Genomic DNA, 17,812 nt, shown 5'->3' with positions numbered 1-17,812 from the left:
TTTACTTTACGATAGAAACGTCGCGTAAGCATTGAATCGCACAGAAACAGCTTAAATCAACAGTAATGCAAGTAGTTGTAGATATTAATCTTGCATTTGGTACAGCTAAAAACGTACAAATTGGATCGTCACCAGGTGGTACCGGAGAACTGTCACCTAAAACTACAGTTAATACACGTAGTACAGCACAGCTATCGTCATCTACACTTTCCACACGGAAAATTGGAGAACGGCAGCTAGTAAGGCTTGATGATGGTGCAAATGCTTCAAAAGGTTCTCCAGTTTTTGTGTATAAAATAAAAGGGCGTGTATTAGCTACTGATGCAGTATTGTGTGCACCTAAGAATGGGATTTCACAACCAGATCCACATGTTGTTGTAGAACAATCTTGTAATTCATTGATGAATTTTACAACGTCAACTACACAATGAGAAGAGCCATGGTGTTTATTTTCGTTACAACTCATTAATGTCACTCCTTATCTTCTTGTTTGTATTTACATTAATAAGATATTGGAGTCGAGGAGATTTGGTCACAATCTCAAGACCTTTTTTTTTAAATAGGCGAAAGAGGATAAGGGAAGGTGGAATCATGCTGTTTACAAGCTGGCTTTTATTTTTTATTTTTGCGTTAGCTGCTTTTAGGCTCACTCGTTTAATTGTTTATGATAAAATTACAGCCTTTTTGCGAAGACCATTTATTGATGAATTAGAGATTACGGAGCCGGATGGAAGTGTATCAACGTTTACAAAAGTGAAAGGTAAAGGATTAAGAAAGTGGATTGGCGAATTGTTAAGCTGTTATTGGTGTACAGGTGTATGGGTTAGTGCTTTTTTATTAGTCTTATATAATTGGATTCCTATCGTTGCAGAACCGTTACTTGCATTATTAGCCATTGCAGGAGCAGCAGCAATCATTGAAACGATTACAGGATATTTTATGGGAGAATAATATATTTTCATAATAAGAGAAAAAGCGGAGTTTAAAAGAATGAGGGAACGGAAATAAAGAGTTGTTCATATAGTAAATAGACAGAATTGACAGTAGAGGAGATGTTTGCTGTGAGCAATAATCCAAGGCAAAATTCATATGACCTGCAGCAGTGGTATCATATACAGCAACAACACCAAGCACAACAACAGGCATATCAAGAACAATTACAACAACAAGGATTTGTGAAGAAAAAGGGATGCAATTGTGGGAAAAAGAAGAACACAATAAAACAATATGAAGAATGAAACACTCATGCTACTGTGAGTGTTTTTTATTATATATAAAAAGCGGTATTTCTGTATTAGAAATACCGCTTTTTACTAGCTAATTTGTGCAACTGTTAATGCTGCAGCACGAATGTCTACAGTTCCAATTAACTGAACTGGCACAATTTGAATTAAGTCACCAGGATTTAAGTTAATAAGAATAACACCGCTGGATACGTCTACTTCACCAGTACCAATAACGTTAGAACGAACTGCTGTACCTGATCCAGGAATAATATTAGCTGGTGTATTTAATGATAAGAAGAAACGACCAGCTTCTGGTGCAACAGGTGAGTTATCAAGACTAATTGTTAATGTATAACTGATTTGATAAATACCAGCTCGTAGAATTCGAATGCCATCTCCGACACTTACTGTATCATTTATTACAGGAACAGTAATATTTGGGTTTGGACTTACGCTAGGTAATAATAGTGGTGTAAATAGTGAAGCAAACTGAGGTGCAGACGCGTTGAAAGCAAAACCAAAGGCAGGTAGTGTACTAGCTGGCTTCGCCTCGCAATCGATTTTAGTAAATTCGCAATCAGAAGAGAACATGTTTTTCACTCCTTTATCTGTTTCTACTTTCAGTTAATGAAAAGGACAGGTTCTATGTTCTAGACAAGTTCCCAATTTTAAGAAATTTACATAAGAATACTCTTTAAGCATGGATTGGGTGGCAGAATTATCTGCCACCCAATCCATGCTTAACTCATTATTTAGTTTTAAATAGAAACATCGCGTAAGCATTGAATAGCGCAGAAGCAACTTAAATCAACAGTAATGCAAGTGGAGGTTGATATTAGTCTTGCATTTGGTACAGCTAAAAACGTACAGATTGGGTCGTCACCAGGTGGTACAGCGGTACCATCACCTAAAACTACAGTTAATACACGCAATACAGCACAGTCATCATCATCTATACTTTCTACGCGGAAAATGGGAGAACGGCAGCTAGTAAGGCTTGAAGATGGTGCAAATGCTTCAAAAGGTTCTCCAGTTTTTGTGTATAAAATAAAAGGACGTGTATTCGCTACTGATGCATTGTTATGTGCACCTAAAAATGGAACTTCGCAACCAGATCCACATGTTGTCGTTGCACATTCTTGTAGTTCATGTATAAAACGAACAACATTCGATACACAGTTGAAATCACACTCATGTTGATGATCTTCATTACAATTGCAGCTCATTATGTTCACTCCTTCTCGTGAGTTCTGACATACACTATTACAATATGAGTGGAATATGGCTGATATTACGTTAATTCTCACGATAAAAACAAGGAATTTATATAGGAGGGATGTACATAACGTGATATAAAAAAAGACATCCTTATTTAGTGGATGTCTTTTCAGGTAAATCTTTTCGCACAGTATATAAAAAACGAGATATATCTAATTTCTTTCCTCTGAAAAATTGCGGAGAAGAAATATAAAGTTCTTCTTTCGCACGTGTAATGGCGACATACAGTAATCGGCGTTCTTCTTCTAACGCTTCAGAAGTTTCCGTAACACGATCATTTGCATCTTTTAAAGAAGAAGTATGAGGCAGGATTCCATCACTTGCTCCAAGTAAAAAGACACATGGAAATTCAAGGCCTTTTGCGTTATGGATTGACATAAGTGAAACGGCATCTTTTTGCGGCATTGTTTTTAATGCTTCCATTTCTTTTTGACCTTGAATCGCCTCGTCGATAAATTGTAAATAAGCTGGAATATCGGTGAAACGAGTTGCAGACTCCATTAATTCTTCCAACATTTCTTCTTGTATGTCTTTATGCATCGTAAAGGAAGAACGATCGTTACTTTGTAAGTACTCTAAATATTTTCCTTTACCATGAATGATTTCTTTTAATGCTTTTTTCGGTTCTAATTCTTTAATAAACTTAATAAAATCGATGCGCTCATTTACCTTTTTCACTTGAAAAGGTTTTAAGCTTGGATTTAATAGTAAGAAATGAAGAAGAGAAGGGAAGCGTCCCTCACCATATTTCCATTGTTCACGTTCAATAAATGAAATACAATCATCACGTCCGATATACATCGTCGGCAATATGTTTGAAAGTGATTCTAGTCGAAACGGCTCAATCACGAGTCTTAAATGATCTAATACAGGCTTGATTAAAGAATGTTCATAAAATGATTGGCTCGCCCCGTGTTTAATAAACGGGATTTTATGAATGGTAAGCTGATCAAGTAACGAACGACTTACAGAATGTGTGCGATACAGTAAACAAAAATCTTTAAAGTTACGTTCACCACTCTCTACTTTTTCTTGAATAAGCTGCAAAATTTGATTTGCTTCGTCAAGAGTCGTAGCAGGTCTTGCATAAAAAGGTTGTACACCTTCCTCACGAACAGAGTATAGCTCTTTATCAAAACGTTCTTGATTTAATTTTATAACTTCATTTCCAAGCCCGACGATAAAGGGATTGGATCGATAATTCGTATTTAGTGCAATGATTGTTGTGTTATCAAATTCTTTGGGAAAAGATAAAATAATTTGGTGACTTGCTCCTCGCCAGCCGTATATCGCCTGGTCGTCATCACCTGCGATAAATAAATTATTTCTTGGCGTGGCTAACAATTTTACGATTTCATATTGTGCATACGATGTATCTTGAAACTCATCTACTTCAATGTAGTGAAACCGTTGTTGTAATTGAGTTAGTAAAGGAGCATTATTTTCTAACATATAATATGTTTCCAATAAGATGTCATCGAAATCAATATAATTGTATCTTTGTTTTACCTCTTCAAAACGTTCGTATACTTCTTTAAATTCTTGTTCGACTGGTGTTTTCGCTTTTACATCTTTCGGACGATTTAATTTGTTTTTCTCAAGTGAAATCATCGCGAGCATCGTTTCCGCATCATAATCGTCTTTTAAACGCAATTCTTTTAAGATTTTCTTTATCATAATTTGTTTATGTTTTTCATTTGCTAAAATTTGCTGATTATACCCTTGGCTACGAAGCAATTTTAAGAAAACAGAGTGGAATGTACCAGCAACTACGTAGCTACTTGCTGCATGATTCATGCCTGGTAACTTCGCAACACGACTTCGTATTTCTTCAGCTGCTTTTTGTGTAAATGTAAGTAATAAAATATTTCGTGGATGAACTTGTTTTACATTTACTAAATAACCAACGCGAGTTGTTAAAACAGATGTTTTCCCGCTTCCGGCACCAGCTAGTGTAAGAACAGGACCTTCTGTTGTGCGCACGGCTTCTAATTGTTTTTCGTTTAAAAAAACATTTTGTTGTTCAAGAGCGCGGAAATAAGCCGCATCTACATCTTCTTCCATAATTAAATGGGTAGATGTTTTCGGAATATGATATGTCGCACGCGGAATATCAGCGTGTGTTAACGATTTTTGTGAAAATTTTTCTTGTGTCATATGTTCACCTTCAAAACTATAGCATCAACATTTAACTTTAGCGGAAGAAAAAGAAAATAGCAATGTAAAAAAACAGGAGGGGTCACCTCCTGCTTTCAAATTACAATTCTTTTATCATTACGACGTGCGGGATATTTGCTTCCATAAATACATCAGAACTTGTTACATATCCAAGTTTTTTATAGAAATCTTCAGCATGTGTTTGAGCGTGAAGTTTCAATTTTGGTAGCGAATTTTCTTTTGCATACGCTTCAAGCGAATCCATAACAATTTTTCCAATCCCTTTTTTGCGATGGGAATTTAGCACGCAAATGCGTTCCATTTTTCCTATACCATCAAGGGTGCGAAAACGTCCAGCACCAACTGGAACATCATTGTCATATATAACAACGTGTGTTGAAGTTTCTTCAAACTCATCGTACTCTTCTTCAGCAGAGACACGTTGTTCATTTACAAACACTTGTTTACGTACAGAGAATGCATCTCTTAGTTGTTCGTCCGTTTGTACAATCTGTGCGTGCAAATTAGTTGTTCCCCTTTCCAAGACGGAATGTTTCGTGTACAGTCCATGTTCCATTTTCTAATTGATATAGAAGATGGAAACGATCAATTGGTTGTTCATAATAGAAATCTTTCATACGTAGTCGGCCCAATACATCAGCATGCTCTGCGTCTGATAAGCCTTGTCCGATTGTTAAATGAGGTACGAAAGCATATTCGCGTTCTTGCGTGAATAACCCGCCATGCATTTCTTCATTTAAGAAAGTAAGTTCAGGTGTTTTTTCTACTTTAAAGTAAAGGACGTTATTAACAGGTGCGAATGAACCAACTTTCCCAACATGAAGGGTGAAAGGGTTCGTTTTACTTGCGATTGTATGTAACTCGTTTACAATCGACTCTAATTGTTCATCTTGCGCCTCAAAGGGTGTTTTCAATGTAATATGTGGCGGAACTAATGCGTAGTGCGGGTCATAACGTTTACGCAATCCGTTCGCTTTATCTTGAATCATTTTAGATGGAAAAATTACAATGCCTAATTTCATGTTCCAATTCCTCCCTTTGTAAGTCTAGTTAGATTTTGAGATAAATAAATCTCTTTATCTATTATATCAAATTATTCTGAATACTGCTCTCTATTATTTCATTGATAGAATATGAGAGAAGGCTTTCGGTAAATCAGTCTGCCAATATTTCCAAGTATGATTGCCTTCAAATTCCTCGTAATGCGTGATGAAGTTTCTATCTGTAAGAAGCGTATTTAACTCACGGTTCGGCCCTACGAAATCAGATACTTGTCCATCAGTACGCTTTACAGCCGTTTCTTCTGTACCGATGACGTGATACAGTTCTAACGCCTGTGGATCTTTGAATTCTTTTGCTAAGTTCATCACTGTCTCATCCACAAATGGTGATTGCATAACGACTTTACCGAATGTATGCGGATACATAAGTGCAGTCATAAAGGAAACTGTTCCGCCAAGAGAATCACCAATTAAAACACGACCTTTTCCCATTTGATACGTTGGATAATTTTCATCAATATATGGTGCAAGTTCATGAGCAAGGAAACGAATATATGCAGCATTTTTCACTTCATTTGGGAAATATTTTTCTTTACGATCATGTACATTTTTATATGGAATACCGACAATAATTGTACGGTCAATTTCTTCGGTTTCACGAAGGCGCTCAATTACACGGTGCGCTTTACCGAGCTGAAAATAATCTCTACCATCTTGTGCAATTACAACTGTATGTTTGTGCAGTGGTGTGTAATTTACTGGTAAATAAACGAGAAGTGTAACATCTTCTTGAAGTGATGCGCTATAAAATGAAATTTCTTCAATTCTCCCTATTGTTTGACTCATGTAGATCCCCCTAAATAAAAATTTACTGTAACGATTGTAAGAGCGACGCTTGTAGTGAAAAGGAAAGAAATATTCACTAATTGGTGCCTTAATTTCTATTTTACCATAATGGTACGAAGAATCTAAAAAATTAGTATTTAAGTTACGAAAGAAAACGGATATAATGAAGTGGGATTTTTGACAGGTGAGAGGGGAGACAGGATTTGAAACAAGAAAAATCAATCGCACTACCATTGGCTATTTCTATAATTGCCATTTCCTTTGCAGCAGTTTTTGTAAAGATGTCCTCAGCACCATCTTCAATATTAAGTATGTACCGCTTATGGATTATCGTACTTATTATGCTGCCTATCGTATGGAAAAAAAGAGAGGAATTTAATAGGATTCAAATGAAAGATTGGGGCTTTTTAATTGGATCTGGTTTCTTTTTAGCACTTCATTTTCTTTTATGGTTTGAATCTTTAAAGCATACAACAGTTGCTAGTTCAACAATTATTTTGGCGCTTCAACCAATCGTATCTTTAGTTGGAGGTTTTTTTCTATTTAAAGAAAGAACAACATATTCAGCCATTGCAACGATGGGAATCGCTATTTTAGGAGTAATGTGCATTGGTTGGGGAGATTTAGGTTTAAGTAAGCAAGCAATTTATGGTGACATATTATCCTTTCTAAGTGTAATAGCGGTTGTCGGTTATTTATTTATCGGGCAAACGACAGTGAAGAAAGTATCGCACTGGATTTATAGCTTTACAGTCTTTGCGTTCGCAGGTCTTTTTATGGGGATTTATAATGTCATATTACAAGTACCCTTTACAGGTTATACGAAGTGGGATTGGACTGTTTTTCTTTTACTTGCGGTTGTGCCGACAGTGTCACATGTAATTAATAACTGGCTATTAAATTATGTAAATGCAACGACAATTTCAATGAGTATTTTAGGAGAACCTGTTGGAGCATCTATACTTGCGTTCTTCTTACTTGGAGAAAAATTAAATGCAATGCAAATAATCGGTAGCATGCTCGTATTGTTTGGTGTATCTGTTTTCTTACTACAGCAACAAAAGCGAACAGCAAAAAATGTCGTAAACGAGCCGGTGTATACACAGGAATTATAGTGTTAGGGGAGAAAAGAGAAGTTGTGATACTTCTCTTTTTGTTTTATAGAAATACGGGTGTAGAAGGGGGAGGAAAATGGAAGAGATATTAAAGAAGTATATGAATGGATTTACAACACTAAGTGAAGAAGAGCAGCAAATGATCCTCAGTGAATTACAAATTGAAGAATATAAAAAAGGAACAGTGCTCCTAAGACAAGGAAATGTTCCGTTAAAATGTTATTTTGTATTAAAAGGATGCGTTAGGCAACATAGTATAGATGAAGCAGGGAAAGAAGTTACATCAAATTTTTATACAGAAGAACAGGCAATTTCGAATTTCAACCATCATAAACAAGATAAATCTTCATCATATACGTTAACGTGTTTAGAAGATTGTACTGTAGTTGTTGGTGATCTACATAGTGAAAAGGACATGTATAATAAGTATTCACAATTAGAAGAAATGACGCGTAAAATGATCGAGTACAATTTCGGTGAAGTACAAGATGAACTTGCTGTATTTATCTCATCGACACCAGAAGAGCGATATAAAACATTGTTACGAAAACGCCCGTATTTAATTCATCGCGTTCCACAATATCAGCTAGCAAGCTATCTTGGCATGACACCAGAATCATTAAGTAGAATTAAGAAACGGCTTAATTAGAGTGTTTACCACCTTTCAATAATAGCCATATCGCAAGTCCTAATTCACCTGCAATCATAGGTAATTGGAATAGTGATTGTATGATTGAAATCATTGTATCGTATTGTGTAAACATTGTATTCATGACGTGAATTAGCATATAACCGGTAGCAGCAATGAACAGCAGTATACTAATAAACTTTGGTATCTGTTTAGAGAGAAAAGCTACATAGCCTAAAACGAAAAGATGCAATCCAAAAATGATCAATCCTACAGACCAAATGTATTCGAATGCACTGAGAAACAACATTGTATATGTTTCTGGATTTGTAATTGTATTTTTTGAAAGCAATAATGCCAATATTAGATTGAATATAGCAATCCCAAGTATAGCTGTATACATAAGACGAAGTAAAGCGGCTAGTAATGAGAGGCTAGTATGAATTGGTTTTAGAAAGAAATAAAGAGCCCACGCGGCGACAATATCAGTGATAAAAACGATAATCCACCCAAAAACTTCCGCTTTGAAAAGTGAATTTGAAGTTTGGATATTATGGAATGTTGTATTCGCATCTCCTTGTATAACGAGGTTTCCATGAACAAAACCGTAAGAGAAAAATGCAATGAATGCCATAACAAGAAGAGATGTGCTAGCAAATAAGGCGTACTTTCGTTCAGTCATAATACGTCCTCCTTTTCTAATATTGTTTTCATTGTAATAGGGAAGAGGAGGAGATTCATTGACTTAAATCAAGAGAGGGAAAGTTTAGTGGAATTTCCATCAAAAAAAGATGTATGGTTATATCCAAGTTTTTTATTAACCTTGTAAAAAGTAAAAACTCAAATATTGAAACAAAGTAAAAGAGTGGCTACGAAGCCACTCTTTTACTTTGGGTTTGTCATATAAGGTTGTACGTGAATGACACATAGGTCACGGAATTTGCCTTCAGCAGTTGTGACAATTACGACTGCTTTACCTGCACTTTTTCCAGTAATCGTCACGGTGTCACCTTTTGGATATATGGTGATGATATCAGAATTCATATTTGACCAAATAAGCTCTTTATTCGTTGCTTGTATTGGCAAAATGGAAGCTGCTAACACAATGTTTTGTCCCGTTTTTATTTTTAATTTATGTTTTTCCATATGAACACCGATGACTGAAATAACAGAAGGAGCAATTGAAATTTTAGGCGGGTTAGGTTGCATGTTTAAACAAGATGCAGAAGTATTTGTGATAGGTGAAAATTTTCGTGTTTGTTGTTGCTGGAAAGCTGCTAACATGTTGGAGTCCCCTTTCTGTATAAGTGCTGATATTCATACTATAAAGGAGTAGTGTTATGTTAAATTTAACGAAACATAAAGAATTTGTTAAATTTGATAAGAAGATTGTCGAACTGTAAAAAAATCTCTGCTGTTACGATAACAGCAGAGATTTTTTTATAAATTATGACGATGTTGTTTTTCGAAATCCTCAAATTGCTCTTCAACTTCTTTTGAAGGTTGTGTTAGTAAACTAACAATTACGATGGCTAGTAAACTAATAGCGAAACCTGGAATCATTTCATATAAGAAATCTTTTAAGAATTTGAATTGAGTCCAGATAATAACAGTAGCGGCACCAGAAATCATACCAGCAAGCGCGCCCCATTTCGTCATACGTTTCCAATATAAGCTTAATAAAATAGCAGGTCCGAATGAAGAACCAAAACCAGCCCAAGCGTATCCAACAAGAGCTAAAATCGTATCATTTTGTTTAAACGCTAAAGCGCACCCAACTAATGCAATAACAAGTACAGCCATACGACCGACAAATACAAGTTCTTTATCAGATGCAGAACGTTTGAAGAATGTACGATATAAGTCTTCCGTTACGGCACTAGAAGTAACGAGTAACTGAGATGAGATTGTACTCATAATTGCTGCTAAAATAGCGGCTAATAAAAATCCAGTAATAAGTGGGTGGAATAAAATTTTCCCAAGTTCAAGGAAAATTGTTTCTGGGTTAGATAATGTTAACTCTTGTTGTGAATAGTAAGCAATACCAATAAGACCAGTAAACATAGCTCCAACAACAGAGAAAATCATCCAGCTCATACCAATTCTTCGTGCGCTTTTAAGTTCTTTTACAGAAGAAATTGCCATAAAGCGTACGATAATATGAGGTTGTCCGACATAACCAAGGCCCCATGCGAATAGAGAAATCATTCCTAAAGTAGAGGCACCTTTAAAAATATCTAGACGTGTTGGATCTACAGATCGAATTGTATCAAATGCAGGTCCAAGTCCGTTCGAATTCATAATTGTTACGATAGGAACAAGAATAAGAGCAACTACCATAATGATTCCTTGCACGAAGTCTGTCCAACTTACTGCTAAGAAACCACCAAATAATGTGTAAGCGACAACAACGCCAGCTACAATGAATAATCCAACATGATAGTTCATGCCAAATGAATTTTCAAATAATACAGCGCCTGAAACTAATCCTGAAGCTACATAGAAAGTAAAGAAAATCATAATAACAAGTCCAGATACTAAACGTAGCATATGAGACTTGTCGTGGAAACGGTGTTCCAAAAATTCTGGGATAGTAATAGAGTTATTTGCAATTTCTGAGTAGGTACGTAAGCGAGGAGCGACATAAAGCCAGTTTGCGTATGCGCCTAGTGTTAGGCCGATCGCAATCCAACTACTACTTAATCCAACGCTAAACATTGCACCGGGTAACCCCATTAAAAGCCAACCACTCATATCGGATGCTCCAGCACTTAATGCTGTTACTGCGGGGCCTAGTGTACGCCCGCCAAGCATATAATCTGTTAAGTTGGACGTTCGTTTATAGGCGAAATAGCCAATGACTAACGTCCCGAGCATGTAAATTGAGATAGAAGTTAAAGTTAACATCTGCGTACTCATGTAGTTCCCCTTCCTTTTGTCATGTCTTTTGATGCGTTATGCATATTTATCCCGCATAAACGGGCAGTAAAACTCCCACCTTAAAATTGGCTGGGCAAGGAAATTAGGTGGGAGATCAACTGCCCGTAAATGCCCGATTGGTTCAACTAATAATCAGTGGAGAGAACAAAACCCTCACTGATTAAAGTTTCACTTTATAATCTATCATGATTATTCTGAAAAATCCATATAGAAATACGAATTTTCAGAAATGTAAGCGTTTTTTGATGTCATTTTACTTTTTTAATATATAATATTCATACAAAAAACCTTATTTTTAATAGAGTATTTATTATATTTACATAAAAAGAGGTTGTTTTGTCAATATAATATTGAAAGGAAAGAAAAATAAAATTTTTGGAAAAGTATTGACTTGTGAAAAAAGTTAGGTCTATAATGAGTGCAACTTAAAAAAATGCAAGCGTTGATGAAGAAGAGTACACATGATGAACATGTCAGAGAGCTGATGGTTGGTGCGAATCAGTATGGAATTGATGTGGAATGGGCTTCGGAGCTTCCAAACCGAAACGAAAGAAGTAGGCTTTGGCGACATGATCTCATCGATACAAGAGACACGTATTGTTTTTGATACGGTAAAGTGCGTTACATTTGTAACGAATTAAGGTGGCACCACGGGAGTACCCGTCCTTTCTATAGGATGAGTACTCCCTTTTTGTGTATAAAAAATTAAATAAGTGAAATCGTTTAAGTAAGAAGAGTACGTATATTGGAGACGTTACAGAGAGCCGGGAATAGGTGGGAGCCCGGTACGGTGCCATATACGGAATGGGCTTACGAGAGGTATGCTGAACAATTATTTTCAGTAGGCAACCCGGGTTCCGCCGTTACAAGGATAAGGTATAAATTTTGTACCTGAACAAAGCGGGATGCTTTTGCATCCAACACGAGGTGGTACCGCGGTATATTTATCGTCCTCTACATATTTTCGATATGTAGAGGACTTTTTTATTTTTCAGGGCGAGGTGAAGGACATGATGACGAAAGAAGAATTTATAAAACAAAAAAGAGAGAGAACGACATTTTTAGTAATCACTGAAGAAGAAGGAGATAGCATTACGCCAATTTCTTTATATAGACGTATGAAAGGAAAGAAGAAATTCTTATTAGAAAGTTCACAGCTTCATCAAGATAAAGGGCGTTATTCTTACTTAGGATGTAATCCTTATGGAGAAGTGAAAAGCGTTGGTACAGAAGTGGAACGAACGATTTACGGCCGGTCAGAAAAGTTGCAAAGTAACGTACTTCAAGTGTTAGAAGAAGTGATCGCGTCAGCTCAAGTAGAGAGTCCATTTCCATTTTGCGGGGGAGCAGTTGGTTATATTGGATATGACGTCATTCGGCAGTATGAAAACATTGGAGCGGATTTACACGACCCATTAAATATTCCGGAAGTACACCTTTTACTATATCGTGAGTTTATCGTTTACGATCATTTACGCCAAAAGTTGTCGTTTGTATATGTATGCAGGCAAGATGATTCAGCAGATTATGAAGAAGTATACGAAAGGCTACGAGTATACAAAGAGGAAGTGATACAAGGAGAAGAAGCTGAAGTAAATGCAATACAATCCCCATTATCATTCACTTCTTCTATAACGGAAAAAGAGTTTTGTGAGATGGTAGAAATGGCGAAAGAATATATAAGAGCGGGAGACATATTCCAAGTTGTACTGTCACAGCGTTTACAAAGTGAATGTATTGGTGATCCATTCGCGTTATATCGAAAACTTCGAATTGCAAATCCATCACCATATATGTTCTATATCGATTTTCAAGATTATGTTGTACTCGGTTCTTCGCCAGAAAGTTTACTATCAGTAAGGGAGGATAAAGTGATGACGAATCCAATTGCTGGTACAAGGCCGAGGGGGAAAACGAAGAGGGAAGATGAGGAAATCGCAAAAGAACTGTTAGGCAATGAGAAAGAGCGAGCAGAGCATATGATGCTTGTAGATCTTGGGCGAAACGATATTGGTAGAGTGAGTGAAATCGGCTCGGTTACGATAGATAAATATATGAAAGTAGAAAAATATTCTCACGTTATGCACATTGTATCTGAAGTTTACGGAACATTGAGAAAACAAATGGGTGGATTTGATGCGTTAGCGTATTGCTTACCAGCAGGGACGGTTTCTGGAGCTCCGAAAATTAGAGCGATGGAAATTATAAATGAACTAGAGAATGAAAAAAGAAATGTATACGCTGGTGCAGTTGGATACGTTAGTTTTTCAGGAAATCTTGATATGGCGCTCGCCATTCGAACGATGGTCGTAAAGGATGAAAAAGCATATGTTCAGGCAGGAGCAGGAGTCGTTTACGATTCAGATCCAGTAGCTGAATATGAAGAAACATTAAATAAAGCGAGAGCGCTTTTGGAGGTAATGAAATGATTGTACTTATCGATAATTACGATTCGTTCACATATAACTTGTATCAACTGTTAGGCGAACATAAAGAAGAAATTGTAGTTGTAAGAAATGATGAAATAACGATAGAACAGTTAGAAGAGGTGAATCCAAGAGGAATTGTACTTTCACCAGGACCAGGAAAACCAGAGGATGCTGGCATTTGTATCGACGTCATCCGTCATTTTTATAAGAACGTTCCCATATTAGGGATTTGTCTTGGCCACCAAGCGATCATAGCTGCATTTGGAGGAGACATTGTTAGAGCAGAATGTATTAAACATGGAAAAACATCGCGTGTGAAACATAACGGAACGTCAATCTTTTCATACGCTACACAGCCGCTAACGGCAATGCGCTATCATTCCCTTGTTGCAGAGCAAACGAGCTTGCCAGAGTGTTTTGACATATTAGCGACAGCGATGGACGACGGAGAGATAATGGCAGTCCGTCACAATTATTATCCGCTCTTCGGATTACAGTTTCATCCGGAATCAATCGCAACAGAAGAAGGCGGAAAGTTAATACGTGCCTTTTTAACAGAAATAAAAGAGGAGGAAAGAGTATGAATAACTATCTTCGTAAATTAGTGGAGGGTCAACATTTAACAGAAGAGGAAATGTATAAAGCAGGACTACTTTTATTAAGTGAAAACATATTAGAAAGTGAAATTGCAGCTTTCTTAGTCTTACTGAAAGCGAAAGGTGAAACTGCAGAAGAAATATACGGTCTCGTTCGAGCTCTTCGCGAAAAGGCATTGCCGTTTTCGAACCATATACAAGGAGTAATGGACAATTGCGGGACGGGTGGTGACGGTGCTCAAACGTTTAATATTAGCACAACATCAGCATTCGTACTGGCAGGAGCAGGTGTAAAGGTTGCAAAACATGGTAATCGTGCTGTTTCTAGTAAAACAGGAAGTGCAGACTTATTAGAAGAACTAGGTGTAAATATTAGTAGTACGCCAAACGAAATTGATTATTTACTAGAGCATGTGGGCATTGCATTTTTATTTGCACCAGTGATGCATCCAGCACTAAGGCGCATTATGAAAATAAGAAAAGAGTTAAACGTGCCGACGATCTTTAATTTAATTGGTCCTTTAACAAATCCAGTGAATTTAGAAACACAATTTGTCGGTATTTATAAACGAGATATGTTATTACCAGTTGCAGAAGTATTACAAAAGTTAGGCCGGAAACAAGCGCTTGTCGTAAATGGAAGTGGTTTTTTAGATGAAGCGTCATTACAAGGGGAAAATCACGTAGTCCTTTTAAAAGATAATGAAATAGTAGAAATGAGTATTGATCCAGAAAAGTATGGTTTTTCAAGAGTGAAAAATGAAGAAATTAGAGGGGGGAATTCAAAAGAAAATGCAAAGATTACGCTTGAAGTATTGAGCGGAGAAAAGAGTGTTTATCGTGATACAGTTTTATTAAATGCAGGTCTAGCTCTTTTCGCAAATGGAAAAACGGAAACGATTGAAGAAGGAATTAAACTCGCGGCACATAGCATTGACTCTGGAAAAGCATTAACCAAATTAAACTTATTAATTGCAGCAAGCAATGAAAAATTAGAAAGGGTGAACTAAAGTGGGGACGATTTTAGATGAAATTGTAGAACAGAAGCAAAGGGAAGTTGCGGAGTTGTATAAAATATATACACCAGTAAAAACAAAAAGAAAGACACATTCACTTGTAGAAGCGTTACAGCAGTTTACTGTCATTGCAGAAGTAAAGCGAGCATCACCATCAAAAGGAGATATCAATTTACACGTTGACGTACGAAAACAAGTGGGAACATATGAGAAATGTGGTGCAGGAGCAGTATCTGTTTTAACAGATGGTCAATTTTTTAAAGGGTCGTTTCACGATTTACAAACAGCGAGAGAAGAAAGTAACATTCCGCTTTTATGTAAAGATTTCATAATCGATAAGATTCAAATTGATAGAGCATATGAAGCGGGAGCAGATATTATCTTACTAATTGTAGCAGCGTTAACGAAAGAGAAGTTAAAAGAGTTGTATAGCTACGTGTTAGAAAAAGGATTGGAAGCGATTGTTGAAGTTCATGATGAACAGGAATTAGAAACTGCGATTGTATTAAATCCGCACGTTATTGGCATTAATAATCGTAATTTAAAAACGTTCGAAGTAGATTTAAGCCAAACGGAAAAGATTGGAAAAAGATTGAATGAGGAGAAACTACTTTGGATTAGTGAAAGTGGCATTCATTCAAAAGAAGATATTATTCGTGTTAAAAGAGCTGGGGCCAAAGGTGTATTAGTTGGAGAGGCGCTTATGACATCATCTTCTATTAGTAGTTTTTTTGAAGATTGTAAGGTGAATATATGAAAGTGAAAATTTGCGGCATCACTGATGTGGAAACAGCGAAAAGTGTGTGCGAATACGGCGCAGATGCACTCGGATTTGTTTTTGCAGAAAGTAAACGGAAAATCACTCCAAAGAGAGCGAAAGAAATCATTCAGGAGCTTCCAGCCAACGTGTTAAAAATTGGTGTTTTCGTAAATGAATCAGTAGAAGTGATCCGGAAAATTGCAGATGAGTGTGGGTTAACACATGTACAACTACATGGGGATGAAGACAATCATCAAATTAGAAGATTGAATATTCCGTCTATAAAGTCGCTAGGAGTAACTTCAGAGAGTGATATGAAAAACGCTCAAAGGTATGAAACGGATTATATATTATTTGATAGCCCGAAAGAAAAGTTTCATGGAGGAAATGGAAAGACATTTTCATGGGAACTACTTGGGCATATGCCAAAAGAATTGCGAAAGAAAACGATATTAGCTGGTGGATTAAACGCTCTTAATATAGAAGAAGCAATTCGAACTGTTCGGCCTTATATGGTCGATGTGAGCAGCGGAGTAGAGACAGAAGGAAAGAAAGATGTAGAGAAAATAAAACAATTTATTATAAAAGCAAAGGAGTGTTCCAAATGAACTACGCATATCCAGATGAAAAAGGACATTACGGTATATACGGAGGACGATACGTTCCAGAAACGTTAATGCAATCTGTACTAGAACTAGAAGAAGCATATAAAGAAGCGATGCAAGATGAAGCATTTCAAAAGGAATTAAATCATTATTTAAAAACGTACGTCGGAAGAGAAACACCGCTTTATTTCGCTGAAAATCTGACGAAGTATTGCGGAGGTGCAAAGATTTATTTAAAACGTGAAGATTTGAACCATACAGGAGCTCATAAAATTAACAATACAATCGGTCAGGCACTACTTGCAGTGCGAATGGGCAAGAAAAAAGTTGTCGCTGAAACAGGAGCTGGACAACACGGAGTTGCAACAGCTACTGTATGTGCTCTTCTCGGATTAGAATGCGTCATTTTTATGGGAGAAGAAGATGTAAGACGTCAAAAATTAAATGTGTTCCGAATGGAATTACTCGGAGCGAAAGTAGAAAGTGTAGCGGCAGGTAGCGGTACATTAAAAGATGCGGTAAACGAGGCGCTTCGTTACTGGGTTTCACATGTGCATGATACGCACTACATTATGGGATCTGTTCTCGGACCACATCCATTCCCGCAAATTGTACGTGATTTCCAAAGTGTAATTGGAAATGAAACGAAAAAACAATATGAGACGTTAGAAGGAAAGTTACCAGAAGCAGTCGTTGCTTGTATTGGCGGTGGCAGTAATGCGATGGGGATGTTTTATCCGTTCGTACACGATGGAGAAGTTGCTCTTTACGGCGTAGAAGCAGCTGGAAAAGGCGTTCATACAGAAAAGCATGCAGCAACTTTAACGAAAGGAAGCGTTGGCGTTCTCCACGGATCAATGATGTATCTTCTGCAAAACGAAGAAGGACAAATTCAAGAAGCACACTCTATTTCAGCAGGACTTGATTATCCAGGTGTTGGTCCAGAACATAGCTTGCTAAAAGATATTGGCCGCGTTTCTTATCATTCGATAACAGACGAAGAAGCATTAGAAGCATTTCAATTATTAACGAAAAAAGAAGGCATTATCCCGGCGTTAGAAAGCTCGCATGCTGTCGCATACGCATTAAAATTAGCGCCGCAAATGAAGAAAGATGAAGGGCTTGTCATTTGTTTATCTGGCCGCGGTGATAAAGATGTAGAGAGTATAAAACGTTATATGGAAGAGGTGTAAA

At 36.8% G+C, this 17,812-nt stretch carries 20 protein-coding genes and 2 other annotated features; of the genes, 10 read left to right on the top strand and 10 right to left on the bottom strand.

What is annotated here, in order from left to right; all coding sequences use genetic code 11:
* Nucleotide 1: 1 nt before the first annotated feature.
* Entirely contained in the window at nucleotides 2–466 is a 465-nt protein-coding gene (exsY, locus tag M1D66_RS20825) for an exosporium assembly protein ExsY (RefSeq protein ID WP_001277744.1), read from the bottom strand.
* 125 nt (nucleotides 467–591) lie between these two features.
* Here exsY and M1D66_RS20820 point away from each other — a divergent pair, with 125 nt between their 5' ends.
* Both M1D66_RS20820 and M1D66_RS20815 read left to right on the top strand, forming a co-directional pair.
* Nucleotides 592–951 (top strand): DUF1360 domain-containing protein, encoded by a 360-nt coding sequence (locus M1D66_RS20820; RefSeq protein ID WP_000899662.1) that lies wholly within the window; start codon nucleotides 592–594, stop codon nucleotides 949–951.
* A 101-nt stretch (nucleotides 952–1,052) separates the two neighbouring features.
* Entirely contained in the window at nucleotides 1,053–1,238 is a 186-nt protein-coding gene (locus M1D66_RS20815; protein ID WP_029948404.1) for a hypothetical protein, read from the top strand.
* A 75-nt stretch (nucleotides 1,239–1,313) separates the two neighbouring features.
* Here M1D66_RS20815 and exsF read toward each other — a convergent pair whose 3' ends face one another.
* The 6 genes from exsF to M1D66_RS20785 all read right to left on the bottom strand — a co-directional run bounded on the left by exsF (nucleotide 1,314) and on the right by M1D66_RS20785 (nucleotide 6,529).
* Entirely contained in the window at nucleotides 1,314–1,817 is a 504-nt protein-coding gene (gene exsF / locus M1D66_RS20810; RefSeq protein ID WP_000492939.1) for an exosporium protein ExsF, read from the bottom strand.
* Between the two features lie 167 nt (nucleotides 1,818–1,984).
* Nucleotides 1,985–2,452 carry a spore coat protein CotY gene (cotY, locus tag M1D66_RS20805; protein ID WP_001277719.1) on the bottom strand — a complete coding sequence of 156 codons (468 nt, stop codon included), beginning with the start codon at nucleotides 2,450–2,452 and terminating at the stop codon, nucleotides 1,985–1,987.
* A gap of 142 nt (nucleotides 2,453–2,594) precedes the next feature.
* Complete coding sequence (locus M1D66_RS20800) at nucleotides 2,595–4,661, bottom strand: ATP-dependent helicase (RefSeq protein WP_000191204.1); 2,067 nt, start codon at nucleotides 4,659–4,661, stop codon at nucleotides 2,595–2,597.
* Between the two features lie 100 nt (nucleotides 4,662–4,761).
* Nucleotides 4,762–5,184, bottom strand: coding sequence for a GNAT family N-acetyltransferase (locus M1D66_RS20795; RefSeq protein ID WP_000543307.1), 423 nt, complete (start codon nucleotides 5,182–5,184; stop codon nucleotides 4,762–4,764).
* 1 nt (nucleotide 5,185) lies between these two features.
* On the bottom strand, nucleotides 5,186–5,704 hold the full coding sequence (locus M1D66_RS20790; protein ID WP_000765862.1) for a YjcG family protein: 519 nt from the start codon (nucleotides 5,702–5,704) through the stop codon (nucleotides 5,186–5,188).
* A gap of 93 nt (nucleotides 5,705–5,797) precedes the next feature.
* Nucleotides 5,798–6,529 carry an alpha/beta hydrolase gene (locus M1D66_RS20785; protein WP_000084013.1) on the bottom strand — a complete coding sequence of 244 codons (732 nt, stop codon included), beginning with the start codon at nucleotides 6,527–6,529 and terminating at the stop codon, nucleotides 5,798–5,800.
* Between the two features lie 203 nt (nucleotides 6,530–6,732).
* On the opposite strand from M1D66_RS20785, the gene M1D66_RS20780 reads away from it, so the two are divergent.
* Together M1D66_RS20780 and M1D66_RS20775 are read left to right on the top strand one after the other, a co-directional pair.
* Nucleotides 6,733–7,644, top strand: a complete 912-nt coding sequence (locus M1D66_RS20780) for a DMT family transporter (RefSeq protein ID WP_000806939.1) — start codon at nucleotides 6,733–6,735, stop codon at nucleotides 7,642–7,644.
* Nucleotides 7,645–7,720: 76 nt separating this feature from the next.
* The gene (locus M1D66_RS20775; RefSeq protein ID WP_000391237.1) at nucleotides 7,721–8,293 is read left to right on the top strand and encodes a Crp/Fnr family transcriptional regulator; all 573 of its coding nucleotides are present in this window, start codon (nucleotides 7,721–7,723) and stop codon (nucleotides 8,291–8,293) included.
* Here M1D66_RS20775 and M1D66_RS20770 read toward each other — a convergent pair.
* From M1D66_RS20770 to putP, 3 genes are all read right to left on the bottom strand, one after another.
* Nucleotides 8,286–8,954, bottom strand: a complete 669-nt coding sequence (locus tag M1D66_RS20770) for a DUF4386 domain-containing protein (RefSeq protein WP_242554754.1) — start codon at nucleotides 8,952–8,954, stop codon at nucleotides 8,286–8,288. The two genes, M1D66_RS20775 and M1D66_RS20770, sit on opposite strands and share 8 nt — an antisense overlap.
* Before the next feature lie 203 nt (nucleotides 8,955–9,157).
* Nucleotides 9,158–9,556, bottom strand: coding sequence for an Ig-like domain-containing protein (locus M1D66_RS20765; RefSeq protein ID WP_000878730.1), 399 nt, complete (start codon nucleotides 9,554–9,556; stop codon nucleotides 9,158–9,160).
* A gap of 156 nt (nucleotides 9,557–9,712) precedes the next feature.
* Nucleotides 9,713–11,191: a sodium/proline symporter PutP gene (gene putP, locus M1D66_RS20760; protein WP_242554753.1), complete on the bottom strand. Its 1,479-nt coding sequence runs from the start codon at nucleotides 11,189–11,191 to the stop codon at nucleotides 9,713–9,715.
* A gap of 454 nt (nucleotides 11,192–11,645) precedes the next feature.
* Nucleotides 11,646–11,883, top strand: a binding site (T-box leader).
* Between the two features lie 42 nt (nucleotides 11,884–11,925).
* Nucleotides 11,926–12,170, top strand: a binding site (T-box leader).
* Between the two features lie 52 nt (nucleotides 12,171–12,222).
* On the opposite strand from putP, the gene trpE reads away from it, so the two are divergent.
* From trpE to trpB, 6 genes are read left to right on the top strand one after another with little or no spacing between them, the layout of a single operon-like run.
* A complete protein-coding gene (trpE, locus tag M1D66_RS20755; protein ID WP_140335734.1) occupies nucleotides 12,223–13,641 on the top strand; it encodes an anthranilate synthase component I in 1,419 nt (472 codons plus the stop codon).
* Nucleotides 13,638–14,225: an aminodeoxychorismate/anthranilate synthase component II gene (locus M1D66_RS20750; RefSeq protein ID WP_000636324.1), complete on the top strand. Its 588-nt coding sequence runs from the start codon at nucleotides 13,638–13,640 to the stop codon at nucleotides 14,223–14,225. The genes trpE and M1D66_RS20750 overlap by 4 nt, the downstream gene beginning before the upstream one ends.
* Nucleotides 14,222–15,247: an anthranilate phosphoribosyltransferase gene (trpD, locus tag M1D66_RS20745; protein WP_049107439.1), complete on the top strand. Its 1,026-nt coding sequence runs from the start codon at nucleotides 14,222–14,224 to the stop codon at nucleotides 15,245–15,247. Before M1D66_RS20750 ends, trpD begins: the two co-directional genes overlap by 4 nt.
* Nucleotide 15,248: 1 nt before the next feature.
* Nucleotides 15,249–16,010 (top strand): indole-3-glycerol phosphate synthase TrpC, encoded by a 762-nt coding sequence (gene trpC / locus M1D66_RS20740; RefSeq protein WP_086389269.1) that lies wholly within the window; start codon nucleotides 15,249–15,251, stop codon nucleotides 16,008–16,010.
* On the top strand, nucleotides 16,007–16,621 hold the full coding sequence (locus tag M1D66_RS20735) for a phosphoribosylanthranilate isomerase (RefSeq protein WP_086389270.1): 615 nt from the start codon (nucleotides 16,007–16,009) through the stop codon (nucleotides 16,619–16,621). Before trpC ends, M1D66_RS20735 begins: the two co-directional genes overlap by 4 nt.
* The gene (gene trpB, locus M1D66_RS20730) at nucleotides 16,618–17,811 is read left to right on the top strand and encodes a tryptophan synthase subunit beta (RefSeq protein ID WP_144596721.1); all 1,194 of its coding nucleotides are present in this window, start codon (nucleotides 16,618–16,620) and stop codon (nucleotides 17,809–17,811) included. The genes M1D66_RS20735 and trpB overlap by 4 nt, the downstream gene beginning before the upstream one ends.
* Nucleotide 17,812: the final 1 nt, after the last annotated feature.

It is taken from the genome of Bacillus sp. PK6-16 (genome assembly GCF_056530295.1).
Note: the sequence above shows the minus strand (reverse complement) of the source record. Positions and strands in the feature narration are given on the sequence as shown.